Genomic DNA, 15,933 nt, shown 5'->3' on the forward strand with positions numbered 1-15,933 from the left:
GAAAAAAATGATCGACCTTGAGACCCTCCCCCACCTTCCGGGCTGCTACCTTTTCAAAGCCGAAGCCGGGACCGTGCTTTATGTGGGTAAAGCAAAGGATCTGAAAAAAAGGGTGAGCAGCTACTTTCAGAAACGGGACCATGACCCAAAAACCGAAAGTCTTGTCCGGGCGGCTCGGAACCTGGACTTTATCGTCACGAATACGGAAGTTGAGGCCCTGCTTCTGGAAAACACCCTGATTAAAAAACACTGGCCCAAATACAATATAAACCTCAAGGACTCTAAACGCTATGCGGGAATCGAGCTTACGGCCGATAAGTTCCCGAGGCTCAGGATTGCCCGGAAGAAAAGTGAAGGAGGGACCTTTTTCGGCCCCTTTGTCTCGGCAAAGGAGAGGGACTATATTTTCGAGGTCGTCAGGAAGACCTTCCGGCTCAGGACCTGCAAGCGTCTCCCGAAACGGCCCTGTCTCCGTTCCCATATCGGAGTCTGCAGCGGCCCCTGTACCGGGGAAATTACCGAAGAGGTATACGCAGGCCAGGTGCAGAAGGCGGCCTCGGTCCTGAATGGAAACATCGGGGAACTTATAGGAACTCTGAAGGCCGAAATGGGGGAATTTGCGGCAAAGCAGCAGTTCGAGCAGGCCCTTGAACTCCGGGACGAGATTTCGGCCCTTGAAAGCCTCAGAGAAAAACAGAACGTGGAGCGGCAGAAAACGCAGGACGAGGATATTTTGAATTACCTTGTTGAAGCCGATATGGTTTACCTCATGCTTTTTAAGGTTTATAAGGGCACTCTGGAGGACAAGCAGGACTTTGTTTTTGCGGCCGGAGAGGCTTTTTTTGAAGAGTTTTTGGTTCAGTACTATTCGGAAAACGAGCCTCCGGGAGAACTTATCGTGCCCGAGGCCCTGGACGAAGGGCTCACGGACTTTCTCTCGCACGTCCGGGGGAAGAAGGTTAAGGTCACGGTCCCGAAACAGGGGGAGAAAAAGGACCTTCTGGACCTTGTTCGGAAAAACGTTGAGCTTGGCTTTTTCGGGGACCGGAAAAAGCTTGAGGCCCTCGGGGGAAAACTGTCCCTTTCGAGCCTTCCGAACGTCATCGAGTGTTTCGATATTTCCCACCTCTCGGGTACGGCCACGGTCGGCTCCATGGTGCAGTTTCGGGGAGGGAGGGCCGATAAGCAGAACTACCGCCGCTTCAAAATAAAGAGTGTGGAAGGGATTGATGACTTTGCCTCCATTGCCGAGGTCGTGAGGAGACGCTACTCCCGCCTGCTCGAAGACGGGCACGAAATGCCGGACCTGATTATCGTTGACGGAGGAAAGGGGCAGCTCTCGGCAGCTTTTGAGGAACTTCGAAAACTCGGGGTCAGGGTCCCGCTAATCTCCATCGCAAAGAGGGAAGAGGAGATTTACGTGCCAGGACTTAAAAACCCGCTACCGATTAAAAAAGACGAGAAGGCCTCCCTCTTTGTCCAGGAAATCCGGGACGAGGCCCACAGGTTCGCAATCACATATAATCGCCTGCTCAGACAGAAATCAGTTCTCTCGTAAGCTCTGCCCGGTCAGATAAATGGCCCAAACAACTGGTATATTCACTCAGTTTTAAAATTCGGAATTTTGAATTTTTTTATTTAGAATCACTATCAAGAAGCCTTTCAACCACGGAACACACGGAAAGACACGGAAACCGGCCTGATGGCCGGTGAGTAAGTTGGATCTTTATGCAATAGGATTCAAAAAATACCCTGGATTCTTTAAAGAGGACTAAAAAACACCAGAACAACCTTAAATATTGTCTTCCCCGAGTTTCTCTTCGGCACCCGAGTTTCTCTTCGGCACCCGAGTTTCTCTTCGGCACCCGAGTTTCGCTTCGGGAGCACGAGGTCCGTTTCGCTCACTTCGCTCACTCAAGCGGACTGAAAAACGCCAGAACAACCTTAAATATTGTCTTCCTGCCGTCTTTTTCCGTGTATTCCGTGTGTTCCGTGGTTTGAATGCACACACACCAAACACCCCCTCACACAAAAACACAACATGTATGAGTATGAAGCAACTCCCAAAATAAAACCTGAAGTTATATTTTCACCATTCCTAAATGGCGTCTTCCTGCATTCTTTTTCCGTGCCTTTTCGTGGTTTGAATGCACACAGCAAACGCTTCCACCAACAAAAAAACAATTCGGAATTTTTGCATCAAAATGCAAGGCAACACCCCAACAGAATTCTGAAAACCAAACCTATGTGAGTATATCATGACATCAAAATCCGGAAAATCCACCGAATTACCTGCTGAAAAGGAAGCCAGCCCGCAGTTCAAACTTGTTTCCGATTTTGAGCCTAAAGGCTCCCAGCCCGAGGCCATCGAAAAGCTTGTGGAGGGCCTGGAAACCGGGCAAAAGTTCCAGACTCTCCTGGGGGTAACCGGCTCGGGCAAGACCTTCACGGTTGCAAACGTTATCGACCGGATCAAAAAACCGACCCTTGTGGTGGTCCACAACAAGACCCTGGCCGCCCAGCTCTACAACGAGTTTCGGGACTTTTTCCCGGAAAACCGGGTGGAGTACTTTGTTTCTTATTACGACTACTACCAGCCCGAGTCCTATCTCCCGACCCGGGACCAGTACATCGAAAAGGACGCCCAGATCAATCCCAAAATCGAACAGATGAGGCTTGCGACTACAGCTTCCCTGATGTCGAGGGAGGACGTGATTGTTGTGGCGTCGGTTTCCTGTATCTACGGACTCGGCAACCCTGAGAATTTTCAGAAGATGGGCTTTGAGCTGAAGGTGGGGGACAGGATTCCGAGAAAAGAAATCCTCAGCCATCTGGTTGACATCCTCTTTGAGAGAAACGATACGGAACTCATGCCGGGCCGCTTCCGGGTAAAGGGGGATACAATCGACCTGATTCCCGGTTATTTTGACAATATTATAAGGGTCGAGCTTTTCGGGGACGAGGTGGACCGCATCTCGGAAATCGATAAGCAGACCAGCCAGCGAAAGGAAGATATGAACTACTTTTTCGTCTACCCGGCCCGGCACTACGTAATTCCTGAGGAGGAGCAGAAAAGCGCAATCAAGGAGATCCTTGAGGAACTTGAAAAGCGTCTCCCGGAGCTCGACCTGATCGAGGCCCACAGGTTGAAACAGCGCACCCTATACGATATGGAAATGATCGGGGAGACCGGGAGTTGCAAGGGAATCGAGAACTATTCCCGGCACTTCGACCACCGGAAAACCGGGGAAAAACCCTTCTGCCTCCTGGACTATTTCCCTGACGACTTTTTGCTGGTCATTGACGAGAGCCACCAGACCATCCCCCAGCTCCACGGGATGTACAAAGGGGACCATTCCCGGAAACGGAGCCTTGTGGACTACGGTTTCCGGCTCCCGAGCGCTTACGACAACCGGCCTCTCCGCTTTGAGGAGTTTGCGGGCTACATGAAAAATACGATCTTCGTTTCAGCTACCCCTGGAGCCTACGAGCTGGAAGAGTCTTCCGGGATCGTGGAACAGATCATCCGCCCGACGGGGCTTGTGGACCCTGTGGTCGAGGTCAGACCCCTCGGGGGCCAGGTCAAGGACGTTATGCAGGAAATTCGGAAGGTTGTCGAACGGGGAGACCGGGCTCTGGTTACCACCCTTACCAAGAAACTGGCCGAGGAGCTGACGGACTTTCTGGCCCGAAACGAGATTAAGACCCGTTATCTCCACTCGGACATCAAGACCATTGAGAGGACCGAGATTATAAGGGAACTGAGGCTTGGAAAATTCGATGTCCTGGTAGGAATCAACCTGCTCCGAGAAGGCCTGGACATTCCCGAGGTGGGTTTTATCGGCATTCTGGACGCAGACAAGGAAGGTTTTCTGAGAAACAGCAAAAGCCTCATACAGACCATAGGCCGGGCGGCTCGAAACGCGAACTCGATGGTGGTCCTCTACGCCGACCGGATGACGGATTCCATAAAACAGGCCGTCCGGGAAACCGAGCGCCGTCGGGCCATGCAGCTTGCCTACAACGCTGAGCACGGAATCGTCCCTGAGACTATAAGGAAACCGATCAGGGAAAAGGTCGTGGACATCACCGACACAAAACACATCCCGAAATCTGACATTCCGAATATGATTATTGAACTGGAAGCGGGGATGCGGGAAGCTGCGGAGCGGCTGGACTTCGAGGAGGCCATAAGGCTCCGGGATTTGGTAAAAAGGCTTGAGAAACAAATTAAGGGTTCTTTATAAAATAGATAGATAATTTTTCATAGATAGTTAGTTAATCAACCACTGTTAAAACATTTTAATATTGTCATGGTGACAAATCATGCAACAGGTACACGGAAATGTTTAACTGGCTATTTTCCCTTTAATCTTCCTCTCATGTTTTTTCATGCTTTCCGTGGCTTAATTCTTTTACCAGGACTTTTCAACCACGGAACACACGGAACACACGGAAACGGTTAATTGTATACTCTCAGTTTTCCCTTTTACCTTCTTTTCGTGTTTTCAATGATTCTAATTTGATTTTGTATTATACTCACCCAGCTTTAAAATTCGGATTTTTGAAGTTCTAGATCCAAAATCACTATCAAGAGATCTTTTAACCACGGAAAAGCACGGAAGGACACGGAAACCGGCCTGAGGGCCGGTGAGTACACCGGTCCTTTAAATACCCGAGTTGCGCTACCCGAGTTCCGCTTCGGGATCACAGGAAATCGAAAATTTCCTGGGAGTTGCGATGAAATCGCAACAGCACGGGGACCCCCGTTTCACTCGCTACGCTCGCTCAAGCAGACAAAAAAACGCCAGAACAACCTTAATTGCCGTCTTCCTGCATTCTTTTTCCGTGTGTTCCGTGTGTTCCGTGGTTTTTTAATACCCACACCAAACACCCCCTCAAACAAAAACATAATATGTATGAGTATAGAGCAATTCCCGAAATAAAATCAGAACTTATATTTTTACCATTCCTTAGGGAATCGAATTGTTTATTAACCCAAACCCCTTAAATACATTGTAAATGTTCATTCTGAGCAAAGCCGAGGGTACTGGCTAATTAAAAAATAGATTAACGGAACGATAAGAGCATGTTTGAACAAACTTTTAAAAATATTGATGACATCCTTCGTAAGGATGCCGGTTGCAGTAGCGAACTTGATTATGTGGAGCAGACTTCCTGGATCCTTTTTTTGAAATATCTGGATGATCTTGAAAATGATAAAAAAGATGCTGCTGAGTTGTCATCCAGTACTTATACAGCCATTATCAGCCCCGAGTACAAATGGGAAACCTGGGCAGCCCCCAAAGACGAAGATAAGAAAATCGATCATAATAAAGCACTTACCGGCGAGGACTTGAAAGAGTTTGTAAACCTCAAGCTGTTCCCCTACCTGAAAAAGTTCAAAGTCGATGCCGAGAGTGCGGATACTATTGAGTACAAAATCGGGGAGATCTTCAGCGAGTTAAGTAATAAGCTACAGAGCGGTTACAACCTGCGTGAAGTCCTGAATATGGTTGATGAACTCCGCTTCCGTTCTCAGGTCGAAAAGCATGAGCTTTCGCACCTGTACGAGGACAAAATCAAGAAAATGGGAAATGCTGGCCGAAACGGTGGCGAATACTACACACCCCGACCTCTTATCAAAACAATCGTGAAAGTGGTTGCACCCTCAATCGGCAACAGGGTCTACGATGGGGCCGTGGGTTCAGCCGGTTTTCTGGTGGAATCCTTTGAATACATGAAAGAGAGCAAGAAACTGACCACGGACAAGGATCTGACCACCAGAGATATGGAGCTCCTCCAGAAAAGTACATTCTACGGTAAAGAAAAGAAGTCGCTTGCCTACATCATCGGCATCATGAACATGATTCTGCACGGCATTGAAGCTCCCAATATTGTGCACACCAATACCCTCACCGAAAATATTTCTGACATTCAGGATAAAGACCGTTACGATATCGTAGTTGCCAATCCCCCATTTGGTGGCAAGGAACGCGCCGAAGTGCAGCGGAACTTCACTATAAAAACCGGTGAAACCGCGTTTCTATTCCTCCAGCATTTCATCAAAATTCTCAAAGCAGGCGGCAAAGCTGGCATAGTAATCAAAAACACTTTTCTTTCAAATAGCGACAACGCATCCGTAAGCCTGCGTAAACTGCTGCTGGAAAGCTGCAACCTCCACACTGTACTGGACCTTCCCGGCGGCACTTTCACAGGTGCAGGGGTTAAAACAGTCGTGCTCTTTTTTGAAAAAGGCGAACCTTCTAAAAATGTCTGGTTCTATCAGCTAAATCTGGACCGAAACCTCGGCAAGACCAACCCGCTGAACGAAAACGATCTGGCGGAATTTGTGGACTTGCAGAAAACAAAAGCCGATTCCGAAAATTCCTGGTCTGTAAACATTGCTGATGTGGACAAAACCATCTATGACCTGTCGGCGAAGAACCCTCATAAAAATGATGAAATAGTGCTGCGTGATCCTCAAGAAATTCTGGAAGAGATTCAGGCGCTGGATAAGGAAAGTGCAGAAATCTTTAATTCGATTCGAGGGTTGGTATGAAGAAGAATTGGGAAGTAAAGAAGCTGGGGGAAGTATGCGAACTGATATCAGGCCAACATATTGAATCAAAAAATTATAACACCCAATCAAAAGGTATAGGCTACTTAACCGGACCTTCAGATTTTGGCTCTTTGCATCCCATAGTGTCAAAGTGGACAGAGTACCCTAAAGTGACGGCCCATAAAGATGATATTTTAATTACTGTAAAAGGATCAGGTATTGGTAAAATAAATTTACTTCACATTGACGAAGTTGCAATTAGCCGTCAACTCATGGCGATTAGAACCAACAAGGCTGAAACCAATTTCATTTATGCATTTCTTGTTCTGCAATACAACTTTTTCCAATCTTTGGGTAATGGTGCAGCTATTCCAGGGATATCAAGAAAAGATGTTTTAAATTTAAAGTGCCCTATTCCACCCCTCTCCGAACAACAACGCATCGTTTCTATTCTTGAGGAAACTTTTGCTGCCATCGAAAAGGCAAAAGAAAACGCCGAAAAAAACCTGCAAAACTCCCGCGAGCTTTTTGATTCGTATCTGCAAAGTTTGGATGCAGAGAAAGAGTCTTTAGGATCATTAGTAGATATCACAACCGGCAAGTTAAATGCAAATGCTGCAACAGAGAATGGACAATATCCATTTTTTACTTGTTCAAGAGATATATTCTCTATCGACAAATTTGCTTTTGATTGTGAAGCAATTCTTTTGGCAGGGAATAATGCTGTAGGCGATTTTAATGTGAAACATTATAAAGGTAAATTCAATGCATACCAGAGAACATACGTGATTACTGTCAATAAAGAAAACAGGGTGCTCTATAGGTATCTTTATTTCCAAATGCTAAATAGCCTCAAAGAATTCAAAATGAAATCAGTTGGAGCTGGTACCAAGTTCTTGAAATTGGGGATGATTAAAGATTTAAAAATTGCATTACCCTCTCTTTCCGAACAAACCTCTATCGTCGCCAAACTCGATGCGCTTTCTGCTGAAACTAAAAAGCTTGAAGCAATCTACCAGCAAAAACTGGCCGCTCTGGATGAGCTGAAAAAGGCTGTGTTGAAAAAAGCCTTTGATGGCGAACTTACGGGGGCGTAATTATGAATGAGGCCGAAACCAGGGCCGAGCTCATTGACCCGAAGTTAAGGGAATGCGGCTGGGGGGTTGTCGAAGGTTCAAAAATTCTTCGGGAGCACTATATAACTTTGGGTAGGATTCAGACCGGGGGGAAACGTGCTAAACCGCTCAAAGCTGATTATGTACTTGTTTATAAAGACCGTAAACTTGCGGTAATTGAAGCCAAAAGAGATGAACTTGAAGTTGGCGAAGGGGTGGCCCAGGCCAAAAACTATGCCGAAAAAATGCATATCGAAACGACCTTTGCTGCCAATGGCAGGGAAATTTACCGGATCTGCATGAAAACTGGGGCAGAAGGATTAGTTGATAGTTTTCCGACGCCGGATGAATTGTGGAATAAGACATTCGTTACTCAAAACCAGTGGCGTGACAGCTTTTCTCAGGTTCCTTTTGAAAATATGGGCGGAACCAAAGCCGTGCGTTTTTATCAGGAAATTGCGGTCAACAGGGCCATGACTGCCATTTCCGAAGGAAAACAGCGCATCCTGCTCACCCTGGCAACCGGTACGGGCAAAACTTTCATCGCTTTTCAGATAGCCTGGAAACTTTTTCAAACCCGATGGAACCTGAAGCGGGATGGGGGACGCAGGCCGAGGATTTTGTTTCTGGCAGATAGAAATATACTCGCTGATCAGGCTTTTAATGCTTTTTCGGCTTTTTCGGAAGACGCGCTGGTGCGTATCAGTCCTAAAGAGATCAACAAAAAAGGAAGGGTGCCAACCAACGGTAGCATATTCTTTACCATTTTCCAGACCTTCATGAGCGGGCCGGAAGGCACACCTTATTTTGGGGCCTATCCTGCGGATTATTTTGATTTCATTGTTATCGATGAATGCCACCGAGGCGGCGCAAATAATGAGGGGAACTGGCGTGGAATCATGGATTATTTTTCTCCGGCAGTCCAGCTTGGTTTAACCGCAACGCCCAAACGCAGTGACAATGTGGACACCTACAAATATTTTGGCGAGCCGGTCTACGTCTATTCACTAAAAGAAGGCATTAACGATGGTTTCCTTACGCCTTTTAAAGTAAAGCAGATCGAAAGCACATTAGATGAATATGTTTACACTCCGGACGATCTGGTCATTGATGGGGAAGTCGAAACAGAGAAAACCTACACGGAGGCAGATTTCAATCGAATCATCGAAATCAAAGAACGTGAAGCAAAAAGAGTGAAGATATTTCTTTCTCAAATCGATCAGAAAGAAAAGGCTATTGTTTTCTGTGCCACTCAAAATCATGCAATGGCAATTCGGAATTTGGTCAATCAATATAAGGATAGTAGTGATCCGAACTACTGCGTTCGTGTTACAGCTGACGATGGCGCGCTTGGTGAACAGTATTTGCGTGAATTTCAGGACAACGAAAATACGATCCCAACGATTCTCACCACCTCACAAAAGCTTTCCACCGGCGTTGATGCCCGAAACATCCGAAATATAATTCTCATGCGTAAGATAAAATCCATGATTGAGTTTAAGCAGATAGTTGGACGTGGCACGCGGCTGTTCGATGGAAAAGAATATTTCACCATTTACGATTTTGTAAAAGCTCACCTTCATTTTGCCGATAAGGAATGGGACGGAGAGCCGATGGATCCTGACCCTCCGAAAGTAAAAGAGCCGAAAGAACCCTATGTCTCATCGGAACAGGCCGAAAAAGAGGCGAAGAAAATACTTAAAATAAAGCTGTGTGATGGCAAAGAGCGCGAGATTCAACACACGATTTCAACTTCTTTTTGGAGTGTCGATGGTAAACCGATTTCAGCACAGGAGTTTTTACAAAATCTGTTTGGTGTTTTGCCAGAATTTTTTAAGAATGAACATGAACTTCGTGTAATCTGGTCAAATCCGGAAACACGTAGTGTATTTCTTGAAAAGCTTGCCGAAGCAGGTTATGGTATGGATGAACTCACAACATTACAAAAACTTATAGATGCTGAAAAAAGCGATCTTTTTGATGTATTGGATTACGTCTCTTTTGCCCTGCCGCCTATCACAAGGGAAATAAGAGTAAATAAGGCTCGATCAAGAATTTTTGAAGGGCTGGATGAAAAGCAAAAAGAGTTTCTGGATTTCGTTCTCTCTAATTACATAGAAACAGGTGTGGAAGAACTCAGCCAGGAAAAGTTGCCAGGACTTCTTGAACTCAAATACCATACAATAAGCGATGCTAAGGAAGCATTGGGCGGAATTGCTAAAACAAAAGAACTATTTTTTGGATTTCAAGAATACCTTTATGCGCCAGTTCTTGCGTGAAATAAACTACATGGAAGGCTATCCGGTTTAATCAAAACCGGTCTTCCATTAAGGAATGAGTCAAATATAATATCAAGTATTTTTGTCTGCCATTTCTTAACCACGGAACACACGGAAGGACACGGAAACCGGCCTGAAGGCCGGTGAATACGCCGGTTCTTTAAATACCCGAGTTGCGCTTCAGCACCCGAGTTCCGCTTCGGGATCACAGGAAATCGAAAATTTCCTGGGAGTTGCGATGAAATCGCAACAGCACGGAAACCCCCGTTTCACTCGCTACGCTCGCTCAAGCAGACAAAAAAACGCCAGAACAACCTTAATTGCCGTCTTCCGGCATTCTTTTTCCGTGTGTTCCGTGTGTTCCGTGGTTTTTGAATGCCCACACCAAACACCTCCTTAAACAAAAACACAACATGTATAAGTATGAAGTAATTCCCAAACTGAAAATATAAAGTTATTTCTCAGCCATTCCTAAGGGTTTCATGCAGAGGTTTTATGAAAAGTTCAGATGCGATTTTCAGAAAATTAAGTTTTATGAAAAGGTGCGTTGATTACCTAAAATCCCTTGACCCCGAAACCCTGGATCTGGAATACGACTACGAAAAACGAAGCGCAGTCGAGAGAAATTTCCAGCTCGCAATTGAGGGCGCTATTGACATAGGAGAGATTATCATCTCGGAAGAAGGATTCGAAAGACCCCCTGATTACGAAGGCGTCTTCATCGTTCTGGGAAAACATTCAATCCTCCCGAAAAATTTTGCAGAAAAATTTACACCGGCCGCCGGGTTCAGGAATGTACTCGTCCACATGTACGAGGATGTGGACCTGGAAATTCTTGAAGAATTCCTGACAGCAAAACTGGGGGATTTTGATGAATTTGCTGGGTATGTGATCGAATATATTGAGAAGAAAGAACCTGAATAACGGAAAATAGAATACCTTCAGGAATCAATATGGAAACCAATACCAGGATAAAGTCAAAAGATGAAAAAACTAAAGATGCGGCCAATTTTAGAAAAATTCTAACTCAGCTTTCAAAGAAGAGCTATTTTTGCCTTGATTTGCCACAAAAATCAGTGGCAAGGAAGATCCGTTAAAAAAAATATTTGTAAGGCCTAAGTTCTAAATTACATTTAAAAAGCCTATTGTATCTGTTTTTTGAAGAAATATCTTTATATACGTAGAACCTAAATTTATATCATGGTTTTTTTAAAACAGAAAATAATCAACGGTAAAAAATACTGGTATATTATTAAAACTGGCAGAATTGATGGAAAAGTGAAAACTATATTTCAGATATATTTAGGCAATGCCGAAAAAATATTTGAAATGAAAAAACAGAGTGAATCATTGCCCTACATGAAACTGAAATCTTTTGAGTACGGCAAACTTGCCGCACTTCTTCATGTGAATGAAGAGCTTGGATTCGTTGACATAGTGAACAAGCACACTATGAAAAAATCAATCGATGGTTTAAGTGTCGGAGAGTATCTTTTACTTGATATAGTGGGGAAATCTCATGGAGTTTTAAGTGAAAACGGTATTGGGGAATGGTTCAAAAAATCGGCCTTATCTTTTAAGTGGAAATTCCCTCATAAATTAAATTGTCAGAATTTTTTGAATCATATGAATTACATTGATTCCGACACAATGAAAAATATTGAAGACGATTTGTGCCGAGTTCTCATCGAAAAAGGACTAACCCCTTCAGTACTGTTTGTGGATGAATCAAACTGGTTCACTTATGCTACCAATTATGATGAAAAAAGTGAATTGCTTCATAAAGGGTATAACAAAAAGCATCGTAAAGACAAAAATCAGGTATCTGTAGCGCTGGCTGCTAATGATTACAACTTACCTTTTATTCACGAGACATATCCAGGAAATGTGCATGATTCAGAGGAATTTTCAGGTCTGGTTGACAAAATAGTAAACCGTCTAACCGAATTGAATATTTGTTCGGAAGACCTTGTTCTTGTTTTTGATAAGGGAAACAATTCAAAGGACAACATTGAAAAAGCAACTTCAAAGATGAATTTTGTAGGGGCTGTAAAAGCAAATCAGGCAGATGATCTTCTTGAAGTGCCATTATCTAAATATCAATTTTTATATGAAAGCTCAGAAGGCCACAAAATTTATGGCTATCGGACAAAGCATCAGTTTTACGGGACAGAATTTACAACAGTAATTACTTTCAATGAAGGAACTCACAAACTTCAAAAAAGAACTTGTGAGTCAAATATGTCAAAAATAACTGAGAATCTGGAAGACCTACAGAGGAGACTGGAAAGCAACAGAGGAAAAGCAAGAAACAGGAGCAGTGTAGAAAAAGAGGTTGCAGACATTATTATCAAAAAATACAGAAGTATGGTGAAATATGAAATTACTGATGCTCCTGAAGGTAAGAAAAAACCTCAGTTAAAGTTCTGGATTGACGAAGAGAATAAAAATAAGCGCGAAAATTCATTAGGAAAAAATATACTATTTACAGATAAGCACCGTTGGCACACTAAAAAAATTGTGCAAACATACAACAATAAAGGCGCTATAGAGGATGATTTTAAGCTATTGAATGATCACCTGCTTGTCCCTGTGGGACCGGTGTACCACCACAAAGATGAAAATATCAAAGTTCACGTATTTCTGTCTATAATTGGCTTACTTTTCTACAGATATTTAGCCTGGGAGACAAAGAGATATGGTCTTTCTATGAGAAGACTAATTGAAAATTTGTCCGAAATTAGGCTGGCAGTTATCCAGGATAAAGAATCAAATAAGTGTAATATTATTCTGGAAGAGATGAGTACAAAGCAAGCATCATTATTTTCTTTCTTGAACCTGGGTAATTACCTGCCACCCCAATAAAAACGTCATCAGTAGGATTATTCATTCCTTAGGCCCACACAAACAAAGCCGCTTGATAACGGAAAAACATGCATCTTTGAAAGTAAAGTCTAAGGCAGCATCTCCCGGAGCTTTCAAGAGAGTATAACATCAGCTTTCTGGGAATTTTCGGCTCTTATGTCCGGGGAGAACAAAAAGAAGCCAGTGACCTCGACATCCTGGTAGAGTTTTCCGAGGCCCCTGACCTTCTTGAATTCGTCGGGCTCAAACAGGACCTTTCCGATATCCTCTGCGTGAATGTGGATCTTGTAATGAAAAGTTCATTGAAACCGAGAATAGGAAAACGCATCCTCCGCGAGGTTGTGCAGGTATGACAGAACGTGAGGCTGGAGATTACCTGCAAAGATGATGATGTTTTTCCGGATCTGCTTTACAGCTTTCTTTTCAGCTCATCAAAAATAATCGTTTTTTCACTCCCCCTTTCCGCAACGATAGCAAGGTCATGCAGGTCTTCCATCATTTTTTCATATTCCTCAAGGGGAAGAATAATCGCTACTTTCTGCCCATTTTCATCAACCACATATTGTTTTTGCTAATCGGCCACATAATCACCTTTTTCAGGAATTTGAATGGCTCAGGCAGGCCTGAATATCTTCATGAGTCAAACCGGGATAGTTTCGCAGGATCTCGTCCTCAGACCATTTGTGAGCCAGCAGGCCTATAATGAATTCGACTGCAAGACGTGTGCCCCTGACAATTGGCTTGCCTGCAAAAACCGTCGGGTCAATGATGATACGCTCTCGCCATGTCATAAGCTTCCACCTGATTAGAATAGTGGTTGTAAGGTATTTTAGTTTTGAGGTTATGCGGTTTGAAGAGGGCCGCAGGCAATGCGAAAAAAAGAAAAACAGGCAGATCTCACAGAGGCCTTTCCAGACGCCTTCGGGATATGCGAATTTCAGGAGGGGACGGGAAAAGCGCAAGGGATCCACAGTTGAAATTCCGCGCCCTTACTCTCTCCTGAAGCCGAAAAATAAAAACCGGACATGAAACCCGTTGAGGTCAGTTGCGAGCCCTTCTGTAACCGCAAAAACAGGGGCGATTGCATAGGAAAAAAAGTAAAACCGGCAGACCTCAAAAGAGATCTGTCTGGAAATAAACGGGGCAGGAAGAAATGAGGAAGAGGTGCTGAACACGCACCGTTTTTCCTCAGACTCAGCTTTCAAAGAAGAGCTATTTTTGCCTTGATTTGCCACAAAAATCAGTGGCAAGGAAGATCCGTTAAAAAAAATATTTGTAAGGCCTAAGTTCTAAATTACATTTAAAAAGCCTATTGTATCTGTTTTTTGAAGAAATATCTTTATATACGTAGAACCTAAATTTATATCATGGTTTTTTTAAAACAGAAAATAATCAACGGTAAAAAATACTGGTATATTATTAAAACTGGCAGAATTGATGGAAAAGTGAAAACTATATTTCAGATATATTTAGGCAATGCCGAAAAAATATTTGAAATGAAAAAACAGAGTGAATCATTGCCCTACATGAAACTGAAATCTTTTGAGTACGGCAAACTTGCCGCACTTCTTCATGTGAATGAAGAGCTTGGATTCGTTGACATAGTGAACAAGCACACTATGAAAAAATCAATCGATGGTTTAAGTGTCGGAGAGTATCTTTTACTTGATATAGTGGGGAAATCTCATGGAGTTTTAAGTGAAAACGGTATTGGGGAATGGTTCAAAAAATCGGCCTTATCTTTTAAGTGGAAATTCCCTCATAAATTAAATTGTCAGAATTTTTTGAATCATATGAATTACATTGATTCCGACACAATGAAAAATATTGAAGACGATTTGTGCCGAGTTCTCATCGAAAAAGGACTAACCCCTTCAGTACTGTTTGTGGATGAATCAAACTGGTTCACTTATGCTACCAATTATGATGAAAAAAGTGAATTGCTTCATAAAGGGTATAACAAAAAGCATCGTAAAGACAAAAATCAGGTATCTGTAGCGCTGGCTGCTAATGATTACAACTTACCTTTTATTCACGAGACATATCCAGGAAATGTGCATGATTCAGAGGAATTTTCAGGTCTGGTTGACAAAATAGTAAACCGTCTAACCGAATTGAATATTTGTTCGGAAGACCTTGTTCTTGTTTTTGATAAGGGAAACAATTCAAAGGACAACATTGAAAAAGCAACTTCAAAGATGAATTTTGTAGGGGCTGTAAAAGCAAATCAGGCAGATGATCTTCTTGAAGTGCCATTATCTAAATATCAATTTTTATATGAAAGCTCAGAAGGCCACAAAATTTATGGCTATCGGACAAAGCATCAGTTTTACGGGACAGAATTTACAACAGTAATTACTTTCAATGAAGGAACTCACAAACTTCAAAAAAGAACTTGTGAGTCAAATATGTCAAAAATAACTGAGAATCTGGAAGACCTACAGAGGAGACTGGAAAGCAACAGAGGAAAAGCAAGAAACAGGAGCAGTGTAGAAAAAGAGGTTGCAGACATTATTATCAAAAAATACAGAAGTATGGTGAAATATGAAATTACTGATGCTCCTGAAGGTAAGAAAAAACCTCAGTTAAAGTTCTGGATTGACGAAGAGAATAAAAATAAGCGCGAAAATTCATTAGGAAAAAATATACTATTTACAGATAAGCACCGTTGGCACACTAAAAAAATTGTGCAAACATACAACAATAAAGGCGCTATAGAGGATGATTTTAAGCTATTGAATGATCACCTGCTTGTCCCTGTGGGACCGGTGTACCACCACAAAGATGAAAATATCAAAGTTCACGTATTTCTGTCTATAATTGGCTTACTTTTCTACAGATATTTAGCCTGGGAGACAAAGAGATATGGTCTTTCTATGAGAAGACTAATTGAAAATTTGTCCGAAATTAGGCTGGCAGTTATCCAGGATAAAGAATCAAATAAGTGTAATATTATTCTGGAAGAGATGAGTACAAAGCAAGCATCATTATTTTCTTTCTTGAACTTGGGTAATTACCTGCCACCCCAATAAAAACGTCATCAGTAGGATTATTCATTCCTTAGGCCCACACAAACAAAGCCGCTTGATAACGGAAAAACATGCATCTTTGA

At 43.1% G+C, this 15,933-nt stretch carries 12 protein-coding genes and 2 pseudogenes; 10 read left to right on the top strand and 4 right to left on the bottom strand.

The annotated features are described in order from the left end of the window. The first annotated feature begins 7 nt into the window (after positions 1-7). Positions 8-1,558, top strand: a complete 1,551-nt coding sequence (uvrC, locus tag ACZ5QV_RS12885) for an excinuclease ABC subunit UvrC (RefSeq protein ID WP_464600184.1) — start codon at positions 8-10, stop codon at positions 1,556-1,558. Positions 1,559-1,792: 234 nt separating this feature from the next. Here uvrC and ACZ5QV_RS12890 read toward each other — a convergent pair whose 3' ends face one another. Then, entirely contained in the window at positions 1,793-1,918 is a 126-nt protein-coding gene (locus ACZ5QV_RS12890; RefSeq protein WP_464600185.1) for a hypothetical protein, read from the bottom strand. 340 nt (positions 1,919-2,258) lie between these two features. Between ACZ5QV_RS12890 and uvrB the strand changes: the two genes are divergently transcribed. The 8 genes and pseudogenes from uvrB to ACZ5QV_RS12930 form a co-directional block, all read left to right on the top strand. After that, positions 2,259-4,247 (top strand): excinuclease ABC subunit UvrB, encoded by a 1,989-nt coding sequence (uvrB, locus tag ACZ5QV_RS12895; protein ID WP_464600186.1) that lies wholly within the window; start codon positions 2,259-2,261, stop codon positions 4,245-4,247. A gap of 842 nt (positions 4,248-5,089) precedes the next feature. Continuing rightward, on the top strand, positions 5,090-6,562 hold the full coding sequence (locus ACZ5QV_RS12900; protein WP_464600187.1) for a type I restriction-modification system subunit M: 1,473 nt from the start codon (positions 5,090-5,092) through the stop codon (positions 6,560-6,562). Beyond that, positions 6,559-7,659 (top strand): restriction endonuclease subunit S, encoded by a 1,101-nt coding sequence (locus tag ACZ5QV_RS12905; protein WP_464600188.1) that lies wholly within the window; start codon positions 6,559-6,561, stop codon positions 7,657-7,659. Before ACZ5QV_RS12900 ends, ACZ5QV_RS12905 begins: the two co-directional genes overlap by 4 nt. A 2-nt stretch (positions 7,660-7,661) precedes the next feature. Beyond that, the gene (gene hsdR, locus ACZ5QV_RS12910) at positions 7,662-9,956 is read left to right on the top strand and encodes an EcoAI/FtnUII family type I restriction enzme subunit R (protein ID WP_464600189.1); all 2,295 of its coding nucleotides are present in this window, start codon (positions 7,662-7,664) and stop codon (positions 9,954-9,956) included. Positions 9,957-10,451: 495 nt separating this feature from the next. Continuing rightward, entirely contained in the window at positions 10,452-10,880 is a 429-nt protein-coding gene (hepT, locus tag ACZ5QV_RS12915) for a type VII toxin-antitoxin system HepT family RNase toxin (RefSeq protein WP_464600190.1), read from the top strand. 29 nt (positions 10,881-10,909) lie between these two features. After that, the gene (locus ACZ5QV_RS12920) at positions 10,910-11,053 is read left to right on the top strand and encodes a hypothetical protein (protein ID WP_464600191.1); all 144 of its coding nucleotides are present in this window, start codon (positions 10,910-10,912) and stop codon (positions 11,051-11,053) included. Positions 11,054-11,156: 103 nt separating this feature from the next. Beyond that, complete coding sequence (locus tag ACZ5QV_RS12925; RefSeq protein ID WP_464599431.1) at positions 11,157-12,821, top strand: IS1634 family transposase; 1,665 nt, start codon at positions 11,157-11,159, stop codon at positions 12,819-12,821. Between the two features lie 101 nt (positions 12,822-12,922). After that, a pseudogene (locus tag ACZ5QV_RS12930) lies at positions 12,923-13,174 on the top strand (nucleotidyltransferase family protein); the annotation flags it as partial. Positions 13,175-13,230: 56 nt separating this feature from the next. Here the strand turns inward: ACZ5QV_RS12930 and ACZ5QV_RS12935 are convergent. The 3 genes and pseudogenes from ACZ5QV_RS12935 to fpoO all read right to left on the bottom strand — a co-directional run. After that, complete coding sequence (locus tag ACZ5QV_RS12935; RefSeq protein ID WP_464600192.1) at positions 13,231-13,380, bottom strand: hypothetical protein; 150 nt, start codon at positions 13,378-13,380, stop codon at positions 13,231-13,233. 37 nt (positions 13,381-13,417) lie between these two features. Continuing rightward, positions 13,418-13,612: a DUF433 domain-containing protein gene (locus ACZ5QV_RS12940; protein ID WP_464600193.1), complete on the bottom strand. Its 195-nt coding sequence runs from the start codon at positions 13,610-13,612 to the stop codon at positions 13,418-13,420. Between the two features lie 108 nt (positions 13,613-13,720). Continuing rightward, positions 13,721-13,801: pseudogene (gene fpoO, locus ACZ5QV_RS12945) on the bottom strand (F420H2 dehydrogenase subunit FpoO); the annotation flags it as partial. 387 nt (positions 13,802-14,188) lie between these two features. On the opposite strand from fpoO, the gene ACZ5QV_RS12950 reads away from it, so the two are divergent. Further along, entirely contained in the window at positions 14,189-15,853 is a 1,665-nt protein-coding gene (locus tag ACZ5QV_RS12950; RefSeq protein ID WP_464599431.1) for an IS1634 family transposase, read from the top strand. Positions 15,854-15,933 lie beyond the last annotated feature (80 nt).

Source organism: Methanosarcina baltica, assembly GCF_055394095.1.

What these genes read in the sequence shown, in the direction of transcription:
- ACZ5QV_RS12900 (WP_464600187.1), top strand. Translation starts at nt 5,090, where the DNA reads ATGTTTGAACAAACTTTTAAAAATATTGATGACATCCTTCGTAAGGAT.
- ACZ5QV_RS12940 (WP_464600193.1), bottom strand. Translation starts at nt 13,612, where the DNA reads ATGACATGGCGAGAGCGTATCATCATTGACCCGACGGTTTTTGCAGGC.
- hepT (WP_464600190.1), top strand. Translation starts at nt 10,452, where the DNA reads ATGAAAAGTTCAGATGCGATTTTCAGAAAATTAAGTTTTATGAAAAGG.
- uvrC (WP_464600184.1), top strand. Translation starts at nt 8, where the DNA reads ATGATCGACCTTGAGACCCTCCCCCACCTTCCGGGCTGCTACCTTTTC.
- ACZ5QV_RS12925 (WP_464599431.1), top strand. Translation starts at nt 11,157, where the DNA reads ATGGTTTTTTTAAAACAGAAAATAATCAACGGTAAAAAATACTGGTAT.
- ACZ5QV_RS12905 (WP_464600188.1), top strand. Translation starts at nt 6,559, where the DNA reads ATGAAGAAGAATTGGGAAGTAAAGAAGCTGGGGGAAGTATGCGAACTG.
- hsdR (WP_464600189.1), top strand. Translation starts at nt 7,662, where the DNA reads ATGAATGAGGCCGAAACCAGGGCCGAGCTCATTGACCCGAAGTTAAGG.
- ACZ5QV_RS12950 (WP_464599431.1), top strand. Translation starts at nt 14,189, where the DNA reads ATGGTTTTTTTAAAACAGAAAATAATCAACGGTAAAAAATACTGGTAT.
- ACZ5QV_RS12920 (WP_464600191.1), top strand. Translation starts at nt 10,910, where the DNA reads ATGGAAACCAATACCAGGATAAAGTCAAAAGATGAAAAAACTAAAGAT.
- uvrB (WP_464600186.1), top strand. Translation starts at nt 2,259, where the DNA reads ATGACATCAAAATCCGGAAAATCCACCGAATTACCTGCTGAAAAGGAA.